This window comes from Bacillus cereus group sp. MYBK108-1 (assembly GCF_051917185.1).
Classification (GTDB): domain Bacteria; phylum Bacillota; class Bacilli; order Bacillales; family Bacillaceae_G; genus Bacillus_A; species Bacillus_A cereus.
Genome location: NZ_JBQAHZ010000012.1, coordinates 63,116 through 89,213, shown reverse-complemented (window position 1 = coordinate 89,213; position 26,098 = coordinate 63,116). Strand labels below are relative to the sequence as shown.

Genomic DNA, 26,098 nt, shown 5'->3' with positions numbered 1-26,098 from the left:
AGATATTATGCTTTTCATTTTTTCGCAAACAAAATATGGATAAATACGTTAAAACAATATTCGGATGGGAGTCCAATACATATTATTAAAATTAAAGTGGTTCAAGTCGGAGAAAGGCCCCTTTTGGTGTCTTTCTTTTGTATTTATAACTTTTTTTAGAAATTATTTGAAATATTATACAGTTAATTATATTATTATGTGTGTATGATTTCTGGTTTTAAAAATTACAAAAATTAATAGGGGGGAAACAATAATGAAGTTAGGAAAATTAGCATTAATTGGGGCGTTAACTTTTAGCGGTTTTACTGCAATAGAAATGAGTAAGCCTACCTCACAAGCAGCTGCAGCTTACTCAGATCCACTTAATGATGATTGGGGATTTAAAACCATTGTGGATTTACAAAATTCAGAGGAAAGTACATATCAACCAGATTGGAAGATTGGGAATTTAATAACTGGTGATACATTTTACTTAGCACAGCACTTTGGTAGAGAACATTTTGGTGCGCAAATGAAAATTTTTAAAATCCACACAAATGGTACCCTAGAACGATTCCAAACAATAGAACCAGAATTTATTCCTGGAACAGAAATTTGGCAAACCCCTATCACAGATAGCTATACAAGCGGTACTTATGTCGCTGCAATTAAATATCGTGGTGAATTCACGTATTCAAATCAATTTACAATCAATTAGGGATGTAATAAATTGAAAAAAGACTCACTTGGGTTTCTTTTCTTCTGTACATTATATCTATTACGTGCTCATTGATTTTTTATGTACGTTTGATATAATTACTGTAGTAGTATTACAGTAATAGCTTGTGTATATAATAAAAGAAGAGATGCGCTAACATCTCTTCTAATAACTGCTACCGTCAGGGTGGTGGTTATATCATTTATTTTTTACGGAACCCACCCTTTTGCTTCCGACGGCGACGAGGAGTGGGTTTTTTGTTATCTTTTTCTAAAATTTGTTTCCTAAAAACATACGCAGACACTTCACGTACAATGGCTTTCACAAATTCTTTTAGAAGCTCAAACAAAAACTCCATAGGTATATCACCCCCTTTCCTTCCAAATGGAAAGAAGGGATAACCAATCACCCTCACAATATACAGTTAATCCTATTCTATCATACTAGTACAATCTCACCAATATAAAAAAGGACCACCATTACTGGCAGTCCTTTTTTGGTAGTTTTAGAAATTAAATTATAACATATTAATATACAAATTTTAAATATACTTTTCCAAAAGATACTATAAGTTTTTTATAATTCTTGATTTCTCAATTTTCATTGCATAATGAATTTTTCTATGGGTATTAACAACTAACATTAAAATTATCAATCGATTAGATTATTAGAAAAATTGGTTATCCGTATAAACATTTGGTAAAATATAGATATAATTTAAAAGGGTAAAGTTAATATAGATCAACTAAGTAATGCAAAAAAATGTTTTATTGCATAAAAAAGGCTCCATTGCTGGAGCACTCAAAATAAACAAACGAATTAAAACAAGAAACAGACAATTTAACTATATAGATAAAACATAAATAAATCTATATATATGCAAAAATGCATATAAAAACTCTATTTATTGATGCTATAATAGGTTTACTCGATGATTGTTATATTTTTTTATGGTTTTTAAGCAATAAATACCTTCTTAACACCAATTGTACAAGTAAAAGAAGACATCTTAAGCGATGTCTTCTTTTCTTATATAATAACAACACAATAAAATTAAGATGGTTCAAGTGGGAGGAAGGCACCTTTGGGTGTTTTTTCTTTGTCGAATTTGCCTAATAGGGGCAGCACCACATTGCTATCAAGTTAAAAAATTTTTTCACCCAAAACAAAAAAACGAGCTGAATTCACATAAATAACTATGGAAGAAAACAAAAACTTGGGATTAAAGAACTTGTGATGTATGACTATATTGGCTGTTTTTATTCAAAAGGATATATTAATCCTGAGTATACATTTGTATTTAATCATGAGGATATCGAAGAAATTATATTTGTAGGTTTTATAGATGAGGAAGAAGAGGCATTTGTAGGATTGCTTAATTGAATATGATCTAGAAACAGGTAATCTTCAAATTCCGATAAAACTAGCAATCTCCACGCCGAACTTGGACAAATCCTAAGCGGGGGAAAAACGGACGCGAAAATGATGAAGAGATTACTATTTTCAAATCAGTTAGTTTGGCTGTAGTAGATATTATCATTGCGAATTATTTGTATGAGAAAGTAGTGGAGCGCGGGATGGGATTGAGCTTTGAGGGACTGCCTTTTGGTGGTCTTTTTTGCATAAAATCTTGTAAAGTTAGAAAAAGTAGGATATTTAATGATTAGAATTGAATATTCATATTCTAATATTCAATAGAAAGATAAAACGTTTAAAAGTTCAGAATAATAGATTATAATATGTTTAGTAAAATTAACCAATAAATATTTTGCTCATTATGTATTAAAGGGGAAATGAAAATGGCTGGACAAATTCGTATGTCACCAGAGGAGCTTAAATCGAAAGCGGCTCGATATGGACAAGGTGCAAATCAAATTGAGGACATTTTAAGTCAACTACAAAACTTACAAAATGAATTAAGAGGAGAATGGGAAGGTCGTGCTTTCGAAGGTTTTGATCAACAGTTCAATCAATTAAAGCCAAAAGTACAAAACTTCGCACAGCTATTACAAGAAATTAATATGCAGCTTAATAAAACTGCAGAAGCTGTTGCTTCTCATGATGAAGAATTATCACGTAATTTCGGTTTGAAATAAAAATTGTCATACTCTATATAACAGGCATTTCAAATGAGCCATACAGCTTATAGTGTATGGCTCATTTGATTGCATGCCCAACTTAGCTGGACACACGTTTAAAAAGAGTGATATCAATAGGGAATTTTCATATATTTATTGGGATTTTTTTGGCATCTTCTGAAAATTAGAGAAAGGATTTGAGTGATGGGACAATTTCAAAGTAATTTTCAAACGGCACAACAAATTGCTACGCAGATGAGAACAGCTTCGAATATAATCCAAAGTGCAACAAATCGTTCTATAACAAAGGCGACGCGTACAACACTATCTGTTAATTCCAAAGCACAAGAAGCGAATCAACAAATGTTAGATTTTACGAAACAATTTTCCACTGCCTTTCAACAAGCGGTCGATAATATTCATTCAGTAGCCCAAGAGTTTGAGAGAATGGATAACGAACTTCACAACACTTTTCGCTAATGTGAAAACCTACGTAAAGGTAAAATAGTAGGAGGAATATAATGAGTCAAGATATTGAAAAACAAATCAATCAAGTAAATCAAAAGTTAAGAAGTGTATTTGAAGAACAAGACCGAAATCAATCCGCGATTCACATTCAGGAGCAAGCGGAAGCAGATTTTTATGAATGGAGAGGTCGAAACCATCGTTTGTTTGATCGAATTTTAGGAACTTGGCATGGTGATAGAGAAATGTCTCAATTTTTTATGAATACATATCAAGAGGCACAACATATTGAACGAAAAGTCACATTTGAATTAGAAAACCAAAAAGAAACGTTGCTTAAAGAAAGACGAAACCTTAGTGATTTAGAAAACGACCTTTCCTATCAACAACAACAATTAGCGAGGGAGGTCAATGCATGAGCTTAAATATGTATTTAGGAGAAGTACAAGGCCAAACTCAAAGTATGAATGCTGTATGTAACGCTACTATTCAAGGTATGGAACAAGTCATTCAGTCAATTGATGCCTTTGCAATTGATACTGTTCTACAAGGACAAACTTATAGCAGTGCAAAATCATTTTTTGTACAAACCTTTCGTCCTTTAGCGCAAGGAATCATTTATCTGTGTGAAGAGTTAATTCGCCAGAACGATGCTTTTCCAAGTCAATTTCAATCACAAGTCGCTTCCACAGATGTAATTGAACAAGAAATATTAGAACAAATTCGAGAAATTGACCGAATGAAAGCAAGTATGGAAGCTATCAGTCAAGCTATGCCAATCCCAGGTATGGACGCTATGGCGAATCTTTTTACTGTGATGAGGAAAAAACTGCAAGAAAAGCTGGATCATTTGTATCAATTCAATCAGACCTCTAGTAATAATTATAGTACAGCACTTCAATTAGCAGCTAGTATTGCTGCAGGTCTTGCGGAAGTTCAAAGTGGAAAAGGCTTTAGTCCTGCAAGTGGTACATTTAGTACGCAAGGGTTGAATATGGATTGGACGGGGCCTATTCAAAAAATTACAGCAGATAAAGCTCGTGAAGTTGATAATTTGATTAAAGAAAGAACAAAGCATGAAAGGTTGAATAAGGATTCTGAAAAAGTAGATAATAAATTTGCTACTAAATTAAATAGTATTGTCAATAAAACTAGTAGTTCGGATAATCATATTGTGTTTAAAAATTCTGGTGGATTAGGTGTAGAACCAGATAAAAAAAGTGGTGCTTTTGCTCAAGCTTTTAAATATGAAACGGATATACAGCTTCCTAAAGATATGGATACTTTTTCTAATGATTTAACATCTTTTAATAAAATTGGTGGAGAGGTTAAAGGAGCTGTTGTAGATGCTGGATTTAAAGTTGAAGATTTTACTATACATGAGCAATTGCTTAGAGCTGAAGTTAAAGCTCAGTTTGGTGGGGGAATTGGTGGAGAAGCCAAGGCTGGGGTAACTTTTAATGATCTTGGTGTAGATCATGATTTTGGAAAGGCTCATATAAAAGTAGGAAATGCTGAAGCTGGTTTTGAGGCTAAAGATGGTCATATTGGTATTGGTGCGAAAGCAGATTTAGTTAAAGGTGAAGCAGAACTTAAAGTTCCTATTCCTTTTATTGATTGGAAAGTAGTTGTTGGTGGAGAGGCAGCTTATGGTAGTATTGGTGGAGAGGCTAAATTTGGATTAATGAATGAAATTGATGTTGGTCTTGGAATAGGTCTAGGGGTAAAGTTTGGAGTAGAAAAGGATTAAATAGTTTTATTTAATTAATGTTAGGAGGATAAAGTTTGTTTTCTTTAGATGTATTTAAGAAGATTTTATTGATTTTTTGTGCTATTGCTGTTCCATCTAGTTTGTTAGCTATATGGTTTGGAGCAGATGCTACGTTTAATGAAAAAATTGTTTTATCTGTTGTATTTTGTTTAGTAATGCCAGTATCTATTTTTATATTTTATAAGATTGTTTCATTTTTTTTTAAGAAATCTCATTCTTCAAAGAAATATTAATTTTTTATAATTTAGTTAGGAGGAACTTTTAATTATGGAAGATAGATATATGCCAAATTTATTTATTGGAGAAGATTTATTACCAATTGGTTCTGTGGTTCTTGTTGAAGGAATTAATCAACCTCTTATGATTTACGGTAGAAAACAGGGACAAGTGAATGAAAATAAAATGTGGGATTACGTGTCTTGTCCATATCCTCATGGGAATTTGTCTAAAGAATACAATGTATTTTTTAATCATAATCAAATTGCTAGTTTATTTTTTAAAGGTTTTGAAACAGTCGAAGAGTTAGAGTTAAGAAATAAACTAGCAAAATTTTAGTGAAAAGGTAGATTAATTATATGTTTTCAGGATTTCAATGGTTTCCTAAAAGATGGGGAAAAAGAAAAGTTTCAGAACAGTTTCATCAATCAAAGTTTGCTGATGAAGGTAAAGGTATTTTGATTACTATTTATGCTATAGATTTGTATTTTATATCTATTCCTTTAAAGGTAAAAAAATATAATTAGTTTTAATCATAAATATATTTTTTATTTGAAGGTTAGAGGATTACCCCTAAAATGTGAATTTACAATATTAATTTGTTGCTAGTCTTAAAAATGAATAACTTTAACATCAATAAAGATTTTGAGATAAGTCATACGAGATACTTGTAAACCTTAGCTGAAGTGTAAAATTAATTAAATATCTATCAATAGAATAAATCATATTGATAGATATTTAATATTGTAAATCTGCAAGTTCTTGATGTTATTTCAGTTTTTTATTAATTTCAATATATTTTAGGTTCATGAATACTTACTGGGGATATTATTAGAAATGTGTATTGAATTAAATACAAAGTGTATCTAGTATATTGTCTTTTTCTTCCTTGTTGATACCAATATATTTCAGTGTAATTTATAGGGTGCTATAATTGAGTATTTCGTGTAACATAGTGACACCTTTTATTTATAGAACCAATAGCCGAAGGTTTTGCGCATGGTGTGAGTCCCAATAGATTCGATACCAGCAAAATCTTTGGCTTTTTGAAATTTTTGATAAGCCTAGATTTTATTAATGGGTTGATCTTCTTTTCGAGAAGGGAATAATATTTCACAGAAGGTGTAAAATGGGATGTTGATTTAGATGGTGATGGTGAAGATAATAGTATTAAGGATAGGGTGAAAACGGGTTCGAAAAAAGCTTGGTCAACAGTAGCGGGGTGGTTTAATTAACATGAAAAAAAATACAGATTTTAATAAAAAAGTTTTTGAATATTATATGGCTCTTTATGCTGTAAATGATATAAGATCGACTATAATTACTCTTGTGATTGGGATAGCAGATATATTTGTGCTTTTACCTGCTTTTGCGAATCCTGTTCAACCGATATATATGTACATAATAGTTCCACCAGTTGCTTTTTTAAATGTATGGGCAATATGGATTGTTATAAATCCTAGGAAGCGGCAATTACAATACACTCTATTTCGTGGGGTATTTGGCATCGTATGTTCAGTAGGATTATTAGTTATAACCCAAAAGTTTGCATATGGAATGTTAGGATTACAAACTCCTATCTATTTTATTTTTTCGGTTGGTTTGTATATTTTTGCTTTGTATTATTATTATAAAAATCATATTAAAAAACTTCAGGAATCAATCAAAAAATCAAAATCATCGAAAAAAAACTCTAGTTTCGGAGTAGTGGCTTTTGTAGGATTGGGTCAACTCATTGCTAATATCAGTCTTGGTTTTGCAACACAAAAGATGGTAGCAATTGTATTAATGTGTGTATACTCCATGCTTTCGTTTATGTTGTTTCATTTCATTATGGAACTCCATAGGTACTATTATTTAAGGAAGCATATAGAAGATGGGGGTAGAACACATGAAACCTTTTAAAGAGGTTTATTGAATTTTAAGTATTGTGATTTATGGAAGGAAACAAAAACTTATGGTTAAAGAACCTGTGATGTATGACTATATTGGCTGTTTTTATCCAGAAGGAGGAAAGCTGATATGCAAGCATTTAAAGTTGGGAAATTAGTCACATTCGTTGCAATTATAATACTTCTTGTAGTTGCTATTTTATCTCCTTACAACTTATTTAAAAAGATTTATTTTATTATTGGTGTTCTTATTATTGGCGCAATTTCACTTGGTGCAAATAAATTCTTTGAACTGATACACAGTAAATTTAATAAGAAATGATATTACTGGATTACGTGGAACTAAATTAGTCCATCACCATATTGTTGGTGTTCCGCTGCCACTACATCCTGGTTTTGGAGGGATTCATAACGCAGAAAAATCGATTGGAGCATGGGGGAAAAGATGCAGGGGTTGAACCACCCCCATATTCTAATGCAGCACATCACCTAACACCTTGGAATGATAAAAGAGCTATTGAAGCACAAGAATTATTAAAAGAATTTGGAATACACCATGATTCTGCTGCTAATGGAGTATTTTTACCGTATAAAGTAAATGAATATGTGACTACTGAAGTGTTACATATAGGTAACCATGGTACGGATTATATGAAAGAGGTAACTAAGATACTAAAAGAAGTTAAAGAATATGGTGGTACTCAAGCAGACGCTGTTGCAGCTTTACATGACATAAGAATACGTTTATTAGATGGCAGCTTAAAATTAAATAGCCCGAAATAATTTATGAATAGATTAAATATAAGGGAGAAGGAAAATGAAAATTTGGGAATTGAAGAGCTCATCTAATAACTATGAGTCTTTCCAACTATTAAATTATAAAAAGGATAAGAAATATTTTGAAGGAAAATTCAACTCCACTACAATTTTACTAGATTCATGGGGAGAAATATTTATAAAATGTATAGTTAGTTAAAAGTCTTTGACCAAGAGAAATAGTATGTTTTATTTTTATGATTTTCTCCCAAAAATATATGTTCATAAAACAAGTATAAGAGTATTTTAAAAAGTGTATATCATATAGATGTAAAGTGCAAAATAGTAACTTAAATTAAATACGGCAAGCATAACGCGTTGGTAAGTTTTACTGGCTCCAGCTGAAAATAAAACGCCTATAAGTGGTGCAAATAAACCAATTTTCCAAAAGATATTCGCTGATCCACCTATTTCTAATGTATGTTCATTTACTATAGTTAAAAGAGCATAAGGTACACATATTAAAGATAATATAGCCCATTTGTTCAAAGTGCCACCTCTTTTCGATGTTTTAATAGAAATAATATGAAAAGATTTTTATGATTTTGGAGGTGTATCCTACATATTTGGAATTAGGCTATAGTAAGTTATTATTTGTACTATTAATATATCCACCTATTGTTCCAGTTTCGAAATCATATTCCAATGTTTTCGTTTCATATTCAAATTTCATTACTATTACAACTTTAGTATTATCTTTCCATGAAATTTCATAGAGGTCTGAACTATTAATTATATTAAAATTAGCTACCCTTACTTTTGTTTTCTCTACAAGTTTGTTTTTTTCTTTAAAGTACATTTTTATGTATTTATCATCGGAGAGATGTCCATAAGAAATTCCCGTAATTTCTATTTGATTTGCTTGGTTGGATGACGTATTTTTTACAAGAGGTTTTTCGTTTTCTTGAAAAAACAGCCAATAAATAGGGTATAGAATAAGTATAAAAATGATACTCATACCTAGTAAAAATTTTAATATGCAACCACCAAAATCATGGTCTGCTATTTTATCATTACTTAGCCATTGGCTCATATTAGTTTCACCACTCAACTTTAGTATAATTAGATAGAAAACTTCTAAATGATTTAAATTATCACCTTGTTTAACTTTTTACTAAGAATAGAACGTTAACTACATTTATAAATTATTATCTTCATTTTGGAAATGATTTTTATGTTTCAATTGGTTTAATTTACCACGAAGTGAAACGAACCGCTAGTGTTTTCGAATGATAGCTTTACTTACTATATGTAGAAATATGTGTAAATGGTAGACAGGCTTCAAGTTTTAGTGTAAAAAAATGGCTCAAGTATTATACCGCATTTCAAGGCTTGAAATGAGAGAATACTTGAACTTGGTGTATCTTATAAAGTAGGTATATATTTTTCTTAAGTTGATAGACATGAGATGTTACCCCTATAATCTTCTTTTTTCGTTTCATAATGATTTATTACAAATAATACATGTCATAATCAAAAAAGAAGAGAAGTAGATTTGGATATCTTTTTTGTTATAAAGTTTAAAAACCTCTACATATAAGTAGAGGTTTTTAAATTGCATATTAGTGAATTATGCTTTTTCAAATAAACGAAGATACTAGAATACATAATTTTAACTAGACTTATTATTAACTAATTTATCCCCACCACCAAGCTCCGCCTCAATCTGCGAAGTTTTCGATGACTCATCCATACGCCAATACGTAATAAAGCTGATCGCGATACATCCAGCTACGTAGAAGTAGAAGAGTGATTCCATTCCGATACTTTTTAGCCATAATGCGATGAACTCTGCAGTTCCGCCGAATATCGCAACTGTTAGAGCATATGGTAAACCTACGCCTAGTGCGCGAATTTCAGTTGGGAAGAGTTCTGCTTTTACAATTGCGTTAATTGATGTGTAGCCAGTAACGATAATGAGGCCGACCATCATCAGTAAGAACGCTACGATTGGTTCTGTCGTTTTTTCCATGAAGAAGAAGATTGGTGCTGTTAGTAACGTTCCGAGAATACCGAATGCCATTAATAGTGGGCGGCGTCCAATTTTATCGGATAGTAGCCCTGCAATTGGCTGAAGTACGACGAATATAAGTAGTGCGACAAAGTTAATCCAGCTTACAACTTCTTTCGGAAGGCCGACTGTGTTTACCATGAACTTTTGTAAATATGTTGTGTACGTATAAAATGCAACAGTGCCTCCTAATGTTAGGCCGACTACTGTTAATACTGCTTTCGGGTGTTTCATAAGTGCACGAACGGTTCCTGCGCTTTCGCGTTTTTGTGATTTTATGTTTGAGAACTGCTCCGACTCATCCATCGTGCGGCGAAGCCATAATACAGCTACTGCGCCCATCGCTCCAATAATGAATGGAATACGCCATCCCCAAGCTTTCATATCTGGTTCGCTTAGTAATTGCTGAAGAACAATTTGAACACCTAACGCAACCATCTGTCCAGCAACGAGCGTTACATATTGGAAGCTTGAATAAAAACCACGGCGTCCACTACTAGCCATTTCAGATAAATACGTTGCGGAAGTTCCATACTCTCCGCCAAGTGATAATCCTTGTAGTAAACGGGCAAGAACTAAAATAATTGGCGCCATAATACCGATACTTTCGTAACTCGGTGTACAGGCAATAATTAAAGAACCACCGGCCATAACCGTAATGGAAAGCGTTAATGCTGCCCGGCGTCCGTGCCGATCCGCATAGCGTCCCATTAATAAACTTCCGATAGGGCGCATTAAAAATCCAACTGCGAAAATAGCTGCTGTGTTCAGTAACTGACTCGTTGGATCTCCTTTAGGAAAGAACTCTGCTGAAAAATAAACAGCGAAAGCAGAGTAAACGTACCAGTCATACCATTCAATTAAATTGCCGACTGAACCTTTGAAAATATTGCCCGCGACTCGTTTTGAGTTTGCTTGAGCCATAATCATTCCTCCTCTTGCTTAGTAATAAAATGATAATTATGAAAGCGTGTTCAATGTAAAAGAATTGTACTGTTCTTTGAATGAAATCTCAATATTATGACAATTTTATTCTTTTTGTACTTTATGAACATGGATATTTTTAATAGTTGCTTCATTTTCAGTTTTGTCATAATAATAGAAAAAGGAGATTGATAGTTTTGAATATTTTATCAAAGGATATGAAGCATGAAAAAATCACGCAAAGTGTCATTACAAACGAAAATAGTAAGCTTAATTATCGCGTTAATTTTATTTGTCGTTCTCCTATTAGCGGGAATATTTGTTTACATTCAGTCCGTTGATACGAAGCGCCAAGTAGAACAGTTAGCGCTGCAAACAGCTAAATCTCTTTCTTTTATGCCAGCTATAAAAGAGGCTTTTCAAAATAACGAGCATAAAAGTAACATTCAATCTATTGCGGAACAAGTTCGTGAGCAAGCTGGTGCGGATTATGTAATTGTGGAAGATCGCTATGGGGTTATGTATTCCCATTCTAATTCTGAGTTGATTGGAACAAAGAGTAACAACCCGTATAACTATGAAGCACTCACTTTTGGTGGTTATTATACGCTCGAAGGAAATGGTACAAGCGGTCCAGCTTTAATGGCGAAAGCACCTATTATTGTTCATAACGGAGATTACGATCAAGTAGTAGGCGTTGTGACAGTAGAGTTTTTAATAAAAGGCATTGAATCTAACATATTGAGTAGAACGAAAGAAATTATCCTCTTTTCCTTAGGTGTATTACTAGCCGGCATTGTTGGTGGAATCCTTTTAGCGCGTAGTATTCGTAAAGATACACTCGGTTTAGAGCCGAATGAAATCGCAGCGTTATACCGGGAGCGAAGCGCAATACTACTATCTATAAAAGAAGGAATTATCGCCATTGATCAAAACGGTTTTATTACGATGATGAACACCTCGGCAGAAGAAATGCTGCATGTACATGATGATTATATGCAGCGGCACATTTCAAAAGTTTTACCAGAATTTCATATGGAGAGAGTACTAGAAAACGATCAAGAAATCGCATTTCAAGATAAAGTGTTTATTTTAAACATGACACCAATAATCGAAAATAATAATACAGTAGGCGTTGTATGTAGTTTTAGAGATAAAACAGAACTGCAAAACCTTGTGAACACAATATCTGAGGTAAGAAAGTATTCAGAGGACTTACGTGCTCAAACGCATGAATTTACAAATAAACTTTTTGTTTTATCAGGATTACTTCAGTTAGGACATTACAAAGAAGCGATTGAATTTATCCAACAAGAATCTAACATTCATCAAAGCCAAAACCATATTTTATTTCATCAAATTCACGATGCGAAAGTACAAGCTATTTTATTAGGGAAAATCGGAACAGCGTCTGAAAAGAAAATTGATTTTCATATTGAAGGAGATAGTGCGCTTCATCCGTTACCAGACCATATAAAGGTGTCACATCTTATTACGATCCTTGGAAACATAATCGATAATGCATTTGATGCGGTAAATGAACGAGAGGAAAAGAATGTTTCCTTCTTTCTTACGGATATTGGGCACGATATTGTGTTTGAAGTGATAGATAGCGGGATAGGGATACCGGCAGAAAAAATAACGACCATTTTTCAAAAAGGATTTTCAACGAAAGGAACTGATCGTGGTTACGGGCTAGCAAACGTGAAAGAAATGGTAGATCTACTAGAGGGAACAATTGAAATTCAAAACGAGAAAAATGGGGGAGCTATTTTTACAATTTACCTTCCGAAAACATTGAAAGAAAGTACATGACAAACAGGGGGATGGACATATGTTGAAGGTTGCAATTGCAGAAGATGATTTCCGCGTCGCGCAAATTCAGGAAGAGTTTTTATCAAAAATAAAGGGCGTAAAAGTGATTGGAAAAGCATTGAACGCAAAAGAAACGATGGAACTACTACAAAGGGAAGAAATCGATTTACTTCTATTAGATAATTATTTACCAGACGGAATCGGAACCGACTTATTACCGAAAATTCATGCTGACTTTCCAGACGTTGACGTCATTATGGTTACTGCGGCAAATGAAAAACATATGCTAGAAAAAGCAATTCGAAACGGAGTAAGCAACTATCTTATAAAACCGGTCACGTTAGAAAAATTCGTTCGCACAATTGAAGACTATAAAAGAAAGAAGCAATTATTACATAGTAACAATGAAGTGAATCAAGCGCTTATCGATAACTTCTTCGGCATTTCGCAAACACAAGACATAAAAAATTTACCGACAGGTGTGGATCCGTTAACACTGCAAAAAGTGAAAGGGATTATAAAAGGATTTGAAGAGGGAATTACAATAGAAGAAATGGGAGAGCAAATGGGTGCCTCCAGAACAACCGCAAGAAGATACTTAGAATTCTTAGTAGCGACAAACGAATGCACAGTAGAGTACACATACGGCATTATCGGACGACCAGAACGAAAGTACCGAATAGGACGAGGACTATGAAAAAGCGATTATTACTATGTATATGGATCATGACAGGAGTAATAGCTGGTTGTTCTTCGGAAAAATCCCATACGAATAAAGTAAACATAGACAAAGTAGAAATTGTTGCGCCAAACGTTCAAGGAGCAGGATGGGACTTAACAGCGCGAGCGATGCAAAAAACGCTAACAGAAGAAAAAATCTTCACAAAACCAATCACTGTCACAAACACAGTAGGTGGCAGTGGTGACGTCGGATGGAAATATACGAAACAAAAAGGCGGTCACGTACTGGCGATTAACTCAAGCTTACTCATAACGAACAACCTACTAGGCCACAGTAAACTAACATATAAAGACTTCACGCCGCTCGCAACACTCGCATCGGACTGGGAAGTCGTCGTCGTATCAAAAGACTCAAACATAGAAAACGCAAAACAACTAATGGAACAACTAAAACAAAACAAGAAAAACTTCAAAATCGGCGTTGCCCCAGGCCTAGGAAACGACGATCACTTATCCTTCGTACAAGTAAGCAAAGCATTCGGCATAAACCCTGCCGAACTACAATTCTTCGTCTACGAAAACAAAGAAAAAATCATAAATGCCCTAACGAACAAACAAATAAACGCCGCAACCATGACCCTATCCGAAGCCGAAAAACAATACAAAGCCGGCAAAATAAAAATACTAGCCGTATCCGCATCAAAACGACTAGACCGACTACCAGAAATCCCAACATGGAAAGAACAAGGAATCAACGTTACATTCCAGCACTGGAAAGGAATTATGGGCCCGAAAGATATGACGGAGGAAGAGATTGCTTATTGGGATGGTGTTATTAAGAAGATGGTGGAGAGTGATAGTTGGAAGGGGATTTTGAGGGAGCGGGGTTGGGAGGATTTTTATAAGGGGAGTGGGGAGACGAAGGGGTTTTTGGAGGAGAGTAGTGGGTGGTATGGGGGGATGGTTGGTGGAGCTAAGGTTGATAAGTAATCTTAGCAACCACAACTCATAAAATATTGATATCATTCTTAGTATGTTTATTTAGAATTTTAAATAGAGAGTATTTAGTTCAATAAGTTTTTATATATAATTTTCCTTTTATGATAATAATTAATTATCATGGTTTTATAGTTTAAGATAGAAAGGGAAATCTAAAGAGGAGTATAATTGAACTGAGTGATAAAACATTAAAGGTGTAGGACGGGGGAATTGTGATGATGCATACTTTAGTAAGGGGACAAAAGATAGATGTTACAAAAAATCATCCAGGGATGAAAGGATTATTGGTAGATTTAACTTGGAATGCCCCGATGAATATGGATGTAGATGCATCAGCTTTTTTAGTAGGTGTTAATGGGAAAATTACTAAAGAAGAGGATTTCGTTTTTTATGGACAACCTTATTCTAGTTGTCAATCTGTTCAATTAAATCAAAATATCGCAAATGGAAGTAAACAAAGATTTTCGATAGATTTTACTCATATAAAAGATGAGGTACAAAAGGTTGTATTTTCGATTACAATTCATAATGCTGAAGAGAAGAAACAGGCGCTACGAGATGTTTCCCATATTCAATTGAAAATAAACAACGCACAATCAGGATTAGAAATTATTCATTTTCCTATCACGTATCCATTTACAGATGAAAGTGCCATTATTGTTGGAGAGCTATATCGACATGGAGGAGGATGGAAGTTCAATCCTATTGGAGCTGGCTATTTTGGTGGGTTAGCTGCATTGTGTACAAATTTTAGAATAGAAATTGCAGAGGATGAAAAACAATTTGCTCCTCCTGTAGAGAAGAAAATAGTTCCTACTCCGCCTCCAGTACAAAAAACTATTAATGCAGTGAAGGTTGAATTGAAGAAAAAACAATCTATAAATATACAAAAATCTAAAATGGTAACAGCTACTTTAGAATGGGAAACAAATAAAGATTTAGACTTATACTGTTTTTACGTAACAACGAATGGAGAAATAGGAAAGATTTATTATAAAAATCTGGGTTCGTCTAAAGTGTCGCCGTATATTGTGTTGGATGGTGATTCGCAAGAGCCAGGAAAAGAAACAATTCGTATTTACCGACCAGAAGCTTTAAAATATGTTTTATTTGCTGCGTATAGTGCTGTCGGCAATGGGGTAGGTAGTTTTTATTCTATGAGGGCAAAAGCTGTTGTCGATAATCATATGGGAAGTGTTGTAACAGCACCGTTATTAGAAATAAATGACCATGCTTATTGGGTGTGTATTGCTCATATTGATTTCACGAATTCAAATGAGATGAAAATTTCACATGTAGAAAGTTACTCAAAAGACCATTCAGAAGCTTCACCACTATTGTACGAGAATGGAAAATTCCGAATGGATGTAGGGCCGATTGAATTTAAAAATGAAGAGGATTATCAGAAGTATTTTAAGTAAAAATGAAGAAATAACTAATTTTGCATAGATGGAATTATTGTTAAAAATTGTATTATAGTATGTGTTAATTTTAATGAAATATATTAAATGGATTATAGCTAGGTAAGTTTTTATATACTATCTAGATATAATCCATTTTTGTTAATAAGAAAGATAATTATTTATTCGTTTTGCTAATGATTTGGGCGATATAAGAATTATTCAACCAATAACACTGCTTTGTAATATGTTGGCCATCAGGTAAAATTACTTTATCGGCACCGTTGCGGGCTTTTGGTCTAATGTGCGCGACACCGTTGAAGTTTATTTTTGGTAGGTTATTTGCTTCGACGACTTTGTCACCGCGTTTTTTATATTCAATTTGAATACCCTCATGTATTACTTTATTAACTTCTTCCCATAGTTCACGTATTTCTTTTTCTATTGTAGGAGCAGGCATGTTCCAAAGTTTAATACCTTTAAAGAAGAGTTTACGATTTGGATTTTCTTTTTTTGTTTGGTTAAATTCAAAAATTACGAATAAAAACTTGGTTTGATAGAAGCGTTCTCTAATTTCGCTTTCTTCCCAGGATTCATTTGTCCATTGATGAAAATCGATTGTTTCAAATGACATGCTTTGTTCGGGTTTACCGTTGGGCTCTAAACGAACTGTTTTAAATTCTATATTAGCTTTCGCAAATTCTTCAATTTTATCGAGTCGAGTTCCTTTGATACCAAGTAAAGAGCTTACTAATAGTGGAACAAAGCTTTTGGTTGTAGGTTTGTAATCAATAGATAATTTTTGAGCGATTTCTTGATCAGTTAAGCCTATGTAATTTTCAAATTTTGAATAAAGGATTTCTTCTAAAGATTTTCCTTTTAGTTCATTTGTTGTTGTAAAACTTACTAGTTCTTCGTTTAGGTGATACCTGCGAACTAGTGCTGTCATATAAGAAGGCTTTAACGAAAAAGCTCTTTGCATTGCTGGAATTTCAGAATACGGTTGTGAGCGAAGTGAATTTTTATTGGAACCCTTAGTGCAAGCTCCTAAATAGTTTGTATCACCTTCAGATAATTCATGTGCTTTGCCGGCACGAATTTTATTTACGATGGTTTCCCAGTCTTGTCTAATTATTTCTAAATCAGCTTCGGGATAGGTGAATAAAAGGCTTTTTGTAATGTGAAAATCTTTACGGTCTACACCAGGTACCCATTCATAGAACATTAATAGTAGTTTTTCGTTTTTCTTCCAAAAGCTTGAGGTTTCAAAGTGTGTATGAACTTCTTCCATATAGTTGATAATATTTAAGACTAGCCGCTCTTTGGCAGATAATGAACCGTTTTTATTTTGTTTAAATGCAGTTACTTTAAGTTCAATACCAAGATGTTTAAAGTCAGCTTCTGCGTTTGAATTGACTTCATATCCAAAAAAGCTTTCTTCGATTACTTGCCCTAGTCCACCTTTCGATTTAGCATTTGCAAGTCGGTTAGTGGAATCAATTTCACCAAATGTTTTTCCTTCAGCTTCATGTGCTTTTTTCATTAGTTCTTCTATTGTAGTATAGTCCATAATAAACTCCTTTCTGTATCCAGTGCTGCGTTGTATGATTTTAAACAATACATATTAAATCTATGCTATAATAAAAAGCTGTTTCAATTTTATACAAGTAAAATTTATAAGAAGGAAAAGTCAGTTTGTTCTATTAAAGAACAGTTATATTGGATCTATTCAAGGCGATTTGTTTCGTTTATACTATTGATATAGTAACGAATTATTTTCTTAACGGTTACAAGTCAAAAAAGGAACTGTAAAAAAATATGATTCCTAAAATGTTATAGTTGATCTTTTCCTCACTTTTTATTATAATGAAGCATAGATAAATAAAATACCGAAAGGATGTTCGTGTATTTATGGTGAAAGTAGTAGAACTTTTCGCGGGAGTAGGAGGTTTTAGATTAGGACTAGAAGCAAACGAAAACTTTGAAGTTCTTTGGGGAAACCAGTGGGAGCCCTCAACTAAAGCACAACATGCATTTAATTGTTATGCAACTCGCTTTGAAAATAAAGGAATACATGTAAATAGAGATATAGCAGAAGCTTGGCCGGAAATACCTGAGCATGATTTATTAGTAGGTGGATTCCCTTGTCAAGACTATTCTGTAGCACGTACTTTATCAAATGAAAAAGGAATACAAGGAAAAAAAGGTGTTCTTTTTTGGGAGATAATGAACATAGTTAATTCTCGCAAGCCAAGATTTGTTTTGTTAGAGAATGTAGATAGATTATTGAAATCACCAGCAAAACAAAGAGGTCGTGATTTTTCTATTATGCTGGCGAGCTTTAGAGACGCAGGATATGTAGTGGAATGGAGAGTTATTAACGCTGCGGATTATGGAAATTCTCAAAGAAGACGAAGAGTATTTATTTTTGCGTATTTAAAAGAATCTCATTTCACATCTGTTCAAAGTAAAATGAAGCCTTTAGAGATATTGTGTGAAAATGGATTCTTCGCTCCAATTTTTAATGTGCATGAAGCACCTGAAGAAAACAAAAAAAGAGGGCAATTTGAGTTGCCAGTCGATATTATTGAGGTTTCTGATACATTTAAAGCTGAATACTATAATTCTGGCGTAATGATGGATGGACAAGTATATACGGAAGAATTAGTTCCAGTAACTGAAAATCCAGAGACTTTAGGTGAAGTTGTTCAAAAGGTATATGATAAATTTGGCCCTGCAGATGAATCGTATTATTTGAAAATGGATAAGGTTAACAAAAAGGGAAGAACGGAATTTGAGGAACTTAAGTATCTTAAAGGTCCTAAAAAAGAAGAAAGAGTATCAAAGGCGACAGGTCATAAATATTTCTACTCTGAGGGAGGAATGGCTTTCCCTGATGATTTAGATAAGCCTGGGCGTACAATGTTAACAAGTGAAGGAACATGTAATAGAAGTTCACATGTCATTGAGGATCCTTATACAAAAAGACTAAGATATTTAACACCAGTTGAATGTGAATTGTTAAATGGTTTCCCAATGGACTGGACAAATACAGGTATGCCACAAAGAAATAGGTACTTTTGTATGGGAAATGCTTTAGTGGTTGATTTGGTGGAGCGAATGGGTCAAAGGATTTTAGAGATTAATCAGGAAGAAGAAAAGATGAAGGACTTTGTGCAGTTGAGTTGGTTTTAAAGAATAGAGAAGGGATAGAGTGTATAGGTTACTCTGTTCCTTCTCTATTTATTGTTAAGAGTATGAAAGTACATGAAAAAAATTGTTTATATTATGTCAGCCGTAGAGTCGGAAATAATGTTTAGGTATTTTATGAGCTGACACATTTTGTATAGCAATAAGGATGCTTTGTTTTGTGGGGAGTAATGCAGACAAAAATAATTGTGGAAGTAAAATCGGTTTCTAAACTATGAATAAATCTCTCTAGCTGCTAATAACACTAAATTAAGTATATCTTTATAGAGAAATTTGGAAAGGAAATAGAATTAAATGGATTAGTATAAATAAGCCTTATAGTAGGTTAACTCCTCTTTATGAAAGTGATACAATATAATTATATTTTCATAGGAGGTTCCAAATGGATTTTATAGTGTACTCACATCGCCATGGTAAAAGTAACCTTGAAACGGATCCAGAATTTACAAAGACTTGGCTAGAAATTCAGCAGGCTCTTTCCAATATTACAGATGAAATGATTTTAGAAGTACATAGAAAAAAATATATTGAATCAAACAAAAGTTTATCAAAGGCACTTAATCAATTAATTAAAGAACAATTAGCTGCATTTAGATGGAAAAGTGAAAGTTATATTTTTAAGGATAATAGGTATAAAAATAAAGCGTGGCGTTTAGACTTTGCTAAAGATAGTATTTCTGTAGAAGTCGCTTTCAATCATAGTGGAACAATTGCCTGGAATTTAATGAAACCAGTTATTGCGAGCGAATTAAATCATGTTGAAAAAGCTGTACAAACTAAAATAGGGATTATCATTTCTGCAACCAATGAATTAAGAGATTCAGGAGGATTTGACTCTGCAATTGGAACGTATGAAAAGTATGTTGAGCACTTAATGCCCTTAAACACTCAATTGACGGTACCTTTGGTGATTGTAGGTTTGAAGAAGCCCGAAACATTTTATATTGAAACATATAAGATTAGTAAAGATAAAACAAGAGGAAGAATTAAACACTATGATGATACAGAATTACTAATTTAGATTATAATGAGTTTAGGTTTAATTACATTTTATACTATGATATCAAGTGTATAACGGTTAGATTTTTGGCATTTTGGAGACATAGGTTCTTTAAAGTAATCTATCTCTTTTTCATCATATGGATGATTGCCACTATCCGAATTCTCAACCCTCTTCAAAATCAAAGAAGAAAACTATATAAAAGAAGCAATGCAGCAGTTTAACAACTAGTTAAACTGCTTTTCCATTATGATAGAAGAAAAAACTGACGGTGGGAATCTCATGCCAACCTACAACAAACTAATCCGAGACAAAATCCCACAAATAATAAAAAGCAACGGAACAGCACCTATAACAAGAATTCTATCTGAAGATGAATACATAAAAGAACTATCCGACCTACTAGAACTAATAAGCGCCCTAGCCCGAATACGAATTCATGACACTAGAAGAAATCAATGCAAACGTAAAATAACCCCCAAATATATGTAAGCGACTAGATGCTTTTTCAAGTGCCTGGATACGTTATAAATTACATGATGGCGTGAAAAATGAAGCATGTGTTACTTCTTTATGGGAAATGCTATTGTTACAGACATAATCAAATAAATTGGTGATAAACTCCAAAATATTATTGTATTAGAACAAATGAGAAAGAATTAAGTAGAGTAGCAATGTGAAAATATGAAACGTTTATAAAAGGAAGATTGAGTATGTCTCTAATCATCCTTTATGGTGGAATGTTTTTATTACTAATACTGGATTATTTAAATGAAGATAGCTGACTATTTTATAGTGGTTAGCTTCATTTTATTTTTTTACTCATTTTTGGAATTACTATGTATTTCATCTCCTAATTTAAAGAGTAAATTAATAAAAGAGATTGTTGATGTTATAATTAAAAAAGATTGTTCATTAATAACTTAGGGAGAATACTAGTATGAATCAATATAATGAGCTAATTCTTTCTGCTCAAAAAGAGTTAGATGAAAAACTGTCTAACTATAAAGGAAAGAAGGTTTCTGAAATTAAAGAGGAATTGGGATTATTTGAAAGAGATAGTAAAGCCTCTTTTGTAAATTTAGCTAGGAAGATGTTGAAAATAAGCAACAATCAATTTGGTTTATGTGATAACAAAGTACAAGCGGTTTTAAAAACGGTGCGTTTAACCGGAATGGAAACCCCAGCTGAAGCTATGTCTTTCATGTCGATTAATTTTGATGAATGGATGGCAGCAGATTTTTGGAAGAGTAGTTCTTTGTATGAATATTTTAAAAGCAAGACATTAATTCTCTTTATCTTTCAACAATATCCTACTGGTAAGCGTGTGGATGATAGTGAAATGACTTTCTTGGATGCCAAGGTTTGGAAGATGTCAGAATATGATATGAATCATGGTTTGAAAGAAGTGTGGGATCAAGTCCGCTACTTGATTAATGAAAGAAAACTCGAAATCACACCTGTAAAACAAAAGGGTGGAAAAATTATCAATAAAAACAATCTACCATCTGGTAAATTTAATTCACTCGGTCACTTAAGACCAGGCGGAAAAAATGGCGATGATAAAGTGGAGTTGCCGACAGGGCAGAGTATAGTAAAACAGCGCTTTTGGTTCAATATCGACTATGTAAAAGAAATTATAGATTTATAGGGGATGAGGAAATAATGGAAAACATTAATCTGTTTGATTTGTATAATGAGGGATTTGTTAAGGAGGGGGGACATGAGATTAATGTTCCTATCAAAAAAGCGAGTGGAGAAAAATATAGTGGTAAAACCTATGCCATCCCTTTAAAATATCTTTATTATAATGAGCAGAATGGTCGAATCGGTGTTGCACTGTCGGATTATGAAAGCGCTAATGGGAAATTGCATTCAGGGCATAACGAAGAATACAACATGATTGTTCAAAATATATTGACAAACGATAACGATAAGACCAAGAAAGACATGAAAGCCTTGAAGAGGGATATTGCAATGAAAGGCCAGAGTGAACCGGGCTATGTTTTAAGCGATGGGCGTGTCATTGATGGAAATCGCCGTTTTACAGCAAGACGATTACTTGATCAAGATCCTGCAATAACAGAACAACAATATTTCGAAGCAGTTATATTAGATGATTTATTTGTAGAAAACATTGATGACCGAAAGAAGATTAAGTCGCTGGAATTACAGATCCAATTTGGAAAATTGGGTAAAGTAGATTATGACCCGGTTGATAGAGCAATCGATGCTTACAAAACCGTTTCAGTGAATACTATTATGACTTCGATGGAATATTCTAAATTCGCCGGATTAAAACCTGATGAGGTTGGAAAATTATTGTATGAAGCAGAATTAACCGTGAAATTTTTAGAGTTCTTGAATACCAATCCAGATAATTATGCATTGGCCAAACAATTAGATTTAAATGGACCACTTCAAGACATGATTCCTCAGTATAAAAAATTCAAGAACACAGTAAACGCAGACCAATTATTGAACAGTTTGTTTGCAAAAATTATTCAGGTGCGTTCTGCCAAAGAGGATTATAAACAAGAATTCAGACAAATAATCAAACATGTTGTTGGTACAAAGAATGAAGTGAAATTCATTGAAGAAATGGAAGAGTCAACTGATATAATTGTAGAGGCCTTAGATAATAATGAGCCAATTAAGAACAATGTCGAATTGTTTACTCTTTTGAATCATAATCAAGAGGTTGTTCAAGCAATTGCAGAAGTTCAAAAGATTTCAAACAAGTACTCTGAAAAGGCAAAAAATCGTAAAGCACAAAACGAGCCAGTAAAACTTGCGGATAAGGCAATCACTGCAATTGAATCAATCGATAAAAGAATTGTCCAAGAATTGCCTAAAGCTGAAAGGCAGAAGTTAAATGAAAGTTTAGAGGAGCTAATGAAACAAATTGATGTGCTTCTTTCTATGGAGGGGTAAATTTGTTAAAGAATCTGCAAGGTCATCTTAAATCTAGTTATAACTCGATGATTCATAGTGTTTCAGATGAATTTTATAATCCAATATTGGGTGAATCTATTAGCTATAAACGAGTAAGTGGCTATTTTTCTTGTAAAGCACTTTCTATATATGCTGAAGGGCTAGATAAAATTGCTGAAAATGATGGCTATGTTCAATTCATCATTTCTCAAAATATTTTAGAAAAGGATTTTGAAGAAATTAAGAAAGGTTATTATGAACGCTCAAAAGGGGAAATCTTAACCCAGATTGATAAGCAACGTCTAGGAAATCTAGCCTACTTGATATCACAGGGTAAAGCAGATGTGAAGTTTGGTCTAGTGAAAAACGGTTTGTTCCACACAAAATGGGGATTATTTGAAGATACGCAGGGGGATATCATTTATTTCAATGGTTCACTCAATGAAACAGCAAATGCCATAGAGAATAATTTTGATTCCTTTGATGTGGATTTTTCTTGGGACGTAAGTAGCAATGTGCGTTCTCGCATAAATCAGAAAGCAGAAGAGTTTTCTCTTTTATGGAACGATAATTATCCGGGTGTTCAAGTAATTGATGCCACTGAAATTATTTATCCTCTTCTACAAGAGTTCGATATAGGAAAGATTCAAAGGATACAAAATCCTGTTAATAATTCCGTTATTTTTGATATGAACGATGTGCATTTCTTTTTCGTTGATAAAACTGAAGATGAAATAAGCACAAAAAAAACCTTTAAGAATAAATTCAGCTTTTATGTAGATGAAGACAAGGGGTATCCCTTTTTTAGGGGAGATTTAACTTATCGAGAAATTGAAAGGATAATTGAACTTGCCAATAAGCAAGCAGATAAACATCAGTTCAACTTTATCGTTTCTTCACGTGTAGATAGCTATATTAATGGTCAGAAGTATTCCATAGAAGAATATCGAAAATCAGGCTTGACCTTGAAGAATCAAGATAGCAGGTGGGATGAAGAGTTTGAAGAGTTTAAGGAGGTCGTGGAAGCAGCAGTTGCCAGACCTTTAAAAGCACTACAGCTTCGTTCAGCTATGTATATGTTCACACAAAAAAGAGCAGCCAATTTCTCTGTTCCAGGAGCAGGGAAAACCGCTATGTTACTAGGTGTTTTTGCCTATCTAAATAGCAAGAAAAAAGGAGTTCCCATTAAGCGATTATTAGTTGTTAGTCCAATTAATGCTTTTATGTCTTGGAAGGACGAGTTTCAAGAGGTCTTTCAAGACAAAAAGGATTTAAGGGCGCTCAGTGTTCATGATCAGTCTATTGGTGGGAACAGATATGCTCTAGAAGCTCTGTGGCCTTCTGCAAATTTGATTTTGATTAACTATGAATCACTACCAAAGTTTAAAGAGTCAATCATAAAATGCCTAGCCAATGATTCAGATACCATGCTCGTTTATGACGAGGTTCATCGTGTAAAAGGGGTACAGGCTAAAAGAGCACTTGCTGCTTTGGAAATCGCAGACAAGGCTGATTATCGCTATGTCTTAACAGGAACACCTATTCCTAATGGTTATTTAGATATATATAACATCTTGAATATCTTATTCAAGAAAGAATATAGTGCTTATTTTGGATTTGAGAAAAGTACGCTGAAAAATCCCGATATTAGGAAAATTGATGAAATCAATGAAAAATTGGTTCCTTATTTTTGGAGAACTAGCAAGGAAGATTTAGGTGTTCCATTAGCCGATAAAGACAATATTATAAAAGTACCTCCATCCAAAGAGCAGCTTCGCCTAGCAGAAATACTCTACACAACAACGCAAAATCCACTAGCGACCTGGATAAGAATGATTCAATTATCAACCAATCCTGAAATCGTCAATCAAGCGATAAATTACAGTGATTTAGGTTTTAGTGAAGATGCCAGTATAGATAATGATTCTTATGATCAGGTCAGCTCGAGAGTGAGAAAAGAGCTAGAAGAAAGCATTCATCAAGCGGCCATTGGTGAAGTAAGTGATTGGGATTTAGCAAATGTGGATTCCCCTAAATTCAATGCAGGTATTGAGCTTGTGATGGATATAGTGAAGAAACATGGGAAAGTCGTAGTATGGGGGCTATTCGTAAATACATTGAAGAAAATCACTCGTGTATTAAATGAAAGAGGTATCAATACAAAAGTGATTTACGGTGGTACACCTCGTGATGAACGCGATGATATCATCCGAACATTTAAAGAGAAAACAGATGAAATACAAGTGCTAGTATCTAATCCGAACACGCTTGGAGAATCGGTATCTCTACATCATATCGTCCATGATGCAGTCTACTTTGAATATAATTATAACTTGACCTTTATGCTACAATCACGCGATCGTATTCATCGACTTGGATTGCTTGAAAATCAAAGTACACGATATTACTATTTGATGACGGTGAGTGATGGAGAAATCTATAATTTTATTGACCAAAAGATTTATGAAAAGCTGGCTGAAAAAGAAGCGCGGATGAGGGAAGCCATTGATGGAGGTTACCTTGTTCCTGAGTTTGTTGATGATGAGATTGAGGAAATGAAGCGGATTATTGAATCAGAGCGCCGATTTTAAATCATCATAATGGGTTATACAACTATTTTATTGTTTATTCACTGGTGATTTTAGGGTGTTTTGTTATATTTCGAGTCAAAATTCCCATTGGAAATTAGAATAAATATCCAAAAGGACCGAGGGAACTATTTCTTTGGTCCTTTTTGGTATTTAATTCTGAAATTTTTCTCATTAAATAGTATCTCTGATTAACCTCTATTATCCTTCAATAGAATAGTAGATGTAAAGGAACTCCAAAATATACAATAAAAGCAGATTATGGAGTTGTTTTTTTAGGTGTTCTTATTTGTACTGAACAGGAATCAAATAGCCTAGTGTGCGGATTCTAACATTGCTAAACCAGTTTACCTAGTTATTTAATTCTAAAACCAATTCTTCTAAACTTGCGAAGTGACGATTGCGAACGAATCCTGTTTTAAAGATTTTGTAGGTTGCTTTCGCTACGGCATTCTCTTAAGGACAGCCTTTCACACTTAATGAACGCTGGATTTTGAATGTTTCTAATGTGTCATAGATCAGTTTGTTTTTGAATTTATTTCTCCAATCGGTATGAGATAAGGTAATCCGATTTAAGTTTGTTTTCACCGATGCGAAAGTT

25 protein-coding genes and 7 pseudogenes are annotated in these 26,098 nt (G+C 33.5%); 26 read left to right on the top strand and 6 right to left on the bottom strand.

What is annotated here, in order from left to right; translation table 11 throughout:
- Window positions 1-253 precede the first annotated feature (253 nt).
- On the top strand, window positions 254-697 hold the full coding sequence (locus ACTFSL_RS17635) for a DUF5065 family protein (protein ID WP_440042137.1): 444 nt from the start codon (window positions 254-256) through the stop codon (window positions 695-697).
- Window positions 698-899: 202 nt separating this feature from the next.
- Here the strand turns inward: ACTFSL_RS17635 and ACTFSL_RS17630 are convergent, their stop codons facing one another.
- Entirely contained in the window at window positions 900-1,055 is a 156-nt protein-coding gene (locus ACTFSL_RS17630) for a hypothetical protein (protein WP_165362282.1), read from the bottom strand.
- Between the two features lie 839 nt (window positions 1,056-1,894).
- On the opposite strand from ACTFSL_RS17630, the pseudogene ACTFSL_RS17625 reads away from it, so the two are divergent.
- The 9 genes and pseudogenes from ACTFSL_RS17625 to ACTFSL_RS17585 all read left to right on the top strand — a co-directional run.
- Window positions 1,895-2,080 (top strand): annotated as a pseudogene (locus ACTFSL_RS17625) (DUF4176 domain-containing protein); the annotation flags it as partial.
- A 116-nt stretch (window positions 2,081-2,196) separates the two neighbouring features.
- Complete coding sequence (locus ACTFSL_RS17620) at window positions 2,197-2,364, top strand: ornithine cyclodeaminase (RefSeq protein ID WP_333780023.1); 168 nt, start codon at window positions 2,197-2,199, stop codon at window positions 2,362-2,364.
- Window positions 2,365-2,496: 132 nt separating this feature from the next.
- The gene (locus ACTFSL_RS17615) at window positions 2,497-2,793 is read left to right on the top strand and encodes a WXG100 family type VII secretion target (protein WP_000918591.1); all 297 of its coding nucleotides are present in this window, start codon (window positions 2,497-2,499) and stop codon (window positions 2,791-2,793) included.
- A 186-nt stretch (window positions 2,794-2,979) separates the two neighbouring features.
- Window positions 2,980-3,255, top strand: coding sequence for a TIGR04197 family type VII secretion effector (locus ACTFSL_RS17610; protein WP_000529655.1), 276 nt, complete (start codon window positions 2,980-2,982; stop codon window positions 3,253-3,255).
- A 41-nt stretch (window positions 3,256-3,296) separates the two neighbouring features.
- Complete coding sequence (locus ACTFSL_RS17605; RefSeq protein WP_000076120.1) at window positions 3,297-3,659, top strand: DUF3958 family protein; 363 nt, start codon at window positions 3,297-3,299, stop codon at window positions 3,657-3,659.
- Window positions 3,656-4,306: pseudogene (locus ACTFSL_RS17600) on the top strand (T7SS effector LXG polymorphic toxin); the annotation flags it as partial. The gene ACTFSL_RS17605 and the pseudogene ACTFSL_RS17600, both read left to right, overlap by 4 nt.
- A 719-nt stretch (window positions 4,307-5,025) precedes the next feature.
- Window positions 5,026-5,244 (top strand): hypothetical protein, encoded by a 219-nt coding sequence (locus ACTFSL_RS17595; RefSeq protein WP_440042136.1) that lies wholly within the window; start codon window positions 5,026-5,028, stop codon window positions 5,242-5,244.
- Window positions 5,245-5,278: 34 nt separating this feature from the next.
- On the top strand, window positions 5,279-5,566 hold the full coding sequence (locus tag ACTFSL_RS17590; protein WP_076876523.1) for a DUF4176 domain-containing protein: 288 nt from the start codon (window positions 5,279-5,281) through the stop codon (window positions 5,564-5,566).
- Between the two features lie 20 nt (window positions 5,567-5,586).
- A complete protein-coding gene (locus tag ACTFSL_RS17585; RefSeq protein ID WP_000490954.1) occupies window positions 5,587-5,754 on the top strand; it encodes a hypothetical protein in 168 nt (55 codons plus the stop codon).
- Window positions 5,755-6,076: 322 nt separating this feature from the next.
- Here ACTFSL_RS17585 and ACTFSL_RS17580 read toward each other — a convergent pair.
- Window positions 6,077-6,336, bottom strand: a pseudogene (locus tag ACTFSL_RS17580) (tyrosine-type recombinase/integrase); the annotation flags it as partial.
- 127 nt (window positions 6,337-6,463) lie between these two features.
- Between ACTFSL_RS17580 and ACTFSL_RS17575 the strand changes: the two are divergent.
- The 5 genes and pseudogenes from ACTFSL_RS17575 to ACTFSL_RS17555 all read left to right on the top strand — a co-directional run.
- Complete coding sequence (locus ACTFSL_RS17575; RefSeq protein WP_074594978.1) at window positions 6,464-7,132, top strand: hypothetical protein; 669 nt, start codon at window positions 6,464-6,466, stop codon at window positions 7,130-7,132.
- 13 nt (window positions 7,133-7,145) lie between these two features.
- A pseudogene (locus ACTFSL_RS17570) lies at window positions 7,146-7,238 on the top strand (DUF4176 domain-containing protein); the annotation flags it as partial.
- Between the two features lie 11 nt (window positions 7,239-7,249).
- On the top strand, window positions 7,250-7,441 hold the full coding sequence (locus ACTFSL_RS17565; RefSeq protein WP_001147552.1) for a hypothetical protein: 192 nt from the start codon (window positions 7,250-7,252) through the stop codon (window positions 7,439-7,441).
- A 104-nt stretch (window positions 7,442-7,545) separates the two neighbouring features.
- Window positions 7,546-7,902, top strand: a complete 357-nt coding sequence (locus ACTFSL_RS17560; RefSeq protein WP_440042135.1) for an AHH domain-containing protein — start codon at window positions 7,546-7,548, stop codon at window positions 7,900-7,902.
- A gap of 34 nt (window positions 7,903-7,936) precedes the next feature.
- Window positions 7,937-8,086: pseudogene (locus ACTFSL_RS17555) on the top strand (imm11 family protein); the annotation flags it as partial.
- Window positions 8,087-8,181: 95 nt separating this feature from the next.
- On the opposite strand, the gene ACTFSL_RS17550 reads toward ACTFSL_RS17555, so the two are convergent.
- The 3 genes from ACTFSL_RS17550 to ACTFSL_RS17540 all read right to left on the bottom strand — a co-directional run bounded on the left by ACTFSL_RS17550 (window position 8,182) and on the right by ACTFSL_RS17540 (window position 10,870).
- Window positions 8,182-8,424, bottom strand: a complete 243-nt coding sequence (locus ACTFSL_RS17550) for a hypothetical protein (RefSeq protein ID WP_001045662.1) — start codon at window positions 8,422-8,424, stop codon at window positions 8,182-8,184.
- Between the two features lie 88 nt (window positions 8,425-8,512).
- On the bottom strand, window positions 8,513-8,968 hold the full coding sequence (locus tag ACTFSL_RS17545; RefSeq protein WP_000084806.1) for a hypothetical protein: 456 nt from the start codon (window positions 8,966-8,968) through the stop codon (window positions 8,513-8,515).
- A 579-nt stretch (window positions 8,969-9,547) separates the two neighbouring features.
- Entirely contained in the window at window positions 9,548-10,870 is a 1,323-nt protein-coding gene (locus ACTFSL_RS17540) for an MFS transporter (protein ID WP_440042133.1), read from the bottom strand.
- Between the two features lie 225 nt (window positions 10,871-11,095).
- Here ACTFSL_RS17540 and ACTFSL_RS17535 point away from each other — a divergent pair, with 225 nt between their 5' ends.
- From ACTFSL_RS17535 to ACTFSL_RS17520, 4 genes are all read left to right on the top strand, one after another.
- Window positions 11,096-12,685: an ATP-binding protein gene (locus ACTFSL_RS17535; protein ID WP_440042131.1), complete on the top strand. Its 1,590-nt coding sequence runs from the start codon at window positions 11,096-11,098 to the stop codon at window positions 12,683-12,685.
- Between the two features lie 19 nt (window positions 12,686-12,704).
- The gene (locus ACTFSL_RS17530; RefSeq protein ID WP_098662167.1) at window positions 12,705-13,382 is read left to right on the top strand and encodes a response regulator; all 678 of its coding nucleotides are present in this window, start codon (window positions 12,705-12,707) and stop codon (window positions 13,380-13,382) included.
- A complete protein-coding gene (locus ACTFSL_RS17525; RefSeq protein ID WP_440042129.1) occupies window positions 13,379-14,356 on the top strand; it encodes a tripartite tricarboxylate transporter substrate binding protein in 978 nt (325 codons plus the stop codon). The genes ACTFSL_RS17530 and ACTFSL_RS17525 overlap by 4 nt, the downstream gene beginning before the upstream one ends.
- A gap of 224 nt (window positions 14,357-14,580) precedes the next feature.
- Window positions 14,581-15,786: a TerD family protein gene (locus tag ACTFSL_RS17520; protein WP_098564691.1), complete on the top strand. Its 1,206-nt coding sequence runs from the start codon at window positions 14,581-14,583 to the stop codon at window positions 15,784-15,786.
- Window positions 15,787-15,943: 157 nt separating this feature from the next.
- On the opposite strand, the gene ACTFSL_RS17515 is transcribed toward ACTFSL_RS17520, so the two are convergent.
- Window positions 15,944-17,335, bottom strand: a complete 1,392-nt coding sequence (locus tag ACTFSL_RS17515; protein WP_098131199.1) for a Sau3AI family type II restriction endonuclease — start codon at window positions 17,333-17,335, stop codon at window positions 15,944-15,946.
- 341 nt (window positions 17,336-17,676) lie between these two features.
- On the opposite strand from ACTFSL_RS17515, the gene dcm reads away from it, so the two are divergent.
- From dcm to ACTFSL_RS17480, 7 genes and pseudogenes are all read left to right on the top strand, one after another.
- Complete coding sequence (dcm, locus tag ACTFSL_RS17510; RefSeq protein WP_098564690.1) at window positions 17,677-18,960, top strand: DNA (cytosine-5-)-methyltransferase; 1,284 nt, start codon at window positions 17,677-17,679, stop codon at window positions 18,958-18,960.
- A 397-nt stretch (window positions 18,961-19,357) separates the two neighbouring features.
- Window positions 19,358-19,996, top strand: a complete 639-nt coding sequence (locus ACTFSL_RS17505) for a BglII/BstYI family type II restriction endonuclease (RefSeq protein ID WP_098564689.1) — start codon at window positions 19,358-19,360, stop codon at window positions 19,994-19,996.
- A gap of 126 nt (window positions 19,997-20,122) precedes the next feature.
- Window positions 20,123-20,206, top strand: a pseudogene (locus tag ACTFSL_RS17500) (MerR family transcriptional regulator); the annotation flags it as partial.
- A 51-nt stretch (window positions 20,207-20,257) separates the two neighbouring features.
- A pseudogene (locus tag ACTFSL_RS17495) lies at window positions 20,258-20,435 on the top strand (nucleoside triphosphate pyrophosphohydrolase); the annotation flags it as partial.
- A gap of 480 nt (window positions 20,436-20,915) precedes the next feature.
- The gene (locus ACTFSL_RS17490) at window positions 20,916-21,626 is read left to right on the top strand and encodes a DNA mismatch repair protein MutH (protein ID WP_098564688.1); all 711 of its coding nucleotides are present in this window, start codon (window positions 20,916-20,918) and stop codon (window positions 21,624-21,626) included.
- Between the two features lie 14 nt (window positions 21,627-21,640).
- Entirely contained in the window at window positions 21,641-22,909 is a 1,269-nt protein-coding gene (locus tag ACTFSL_RS17485) for an RNA polymerase subunit sigma-70 (RefSeq protein ID WP_098564687.1), read from the top strand.
- Between the two features lie 2 nt (window positions 22,910-22,911).
- Complete coding sequence (locus ACTFSL_RS17480; protein WP_098564686.1) at window positions 22,912-25,500, top strand: SNF2-related protein; 2,589 nt, start codon at window positions 22,912-22,914, stop codon at window positions 25,498-25,500.
- The last annotated feature ends 598 nt before the right edge of the window (window positions 25,501-26,098 follow it).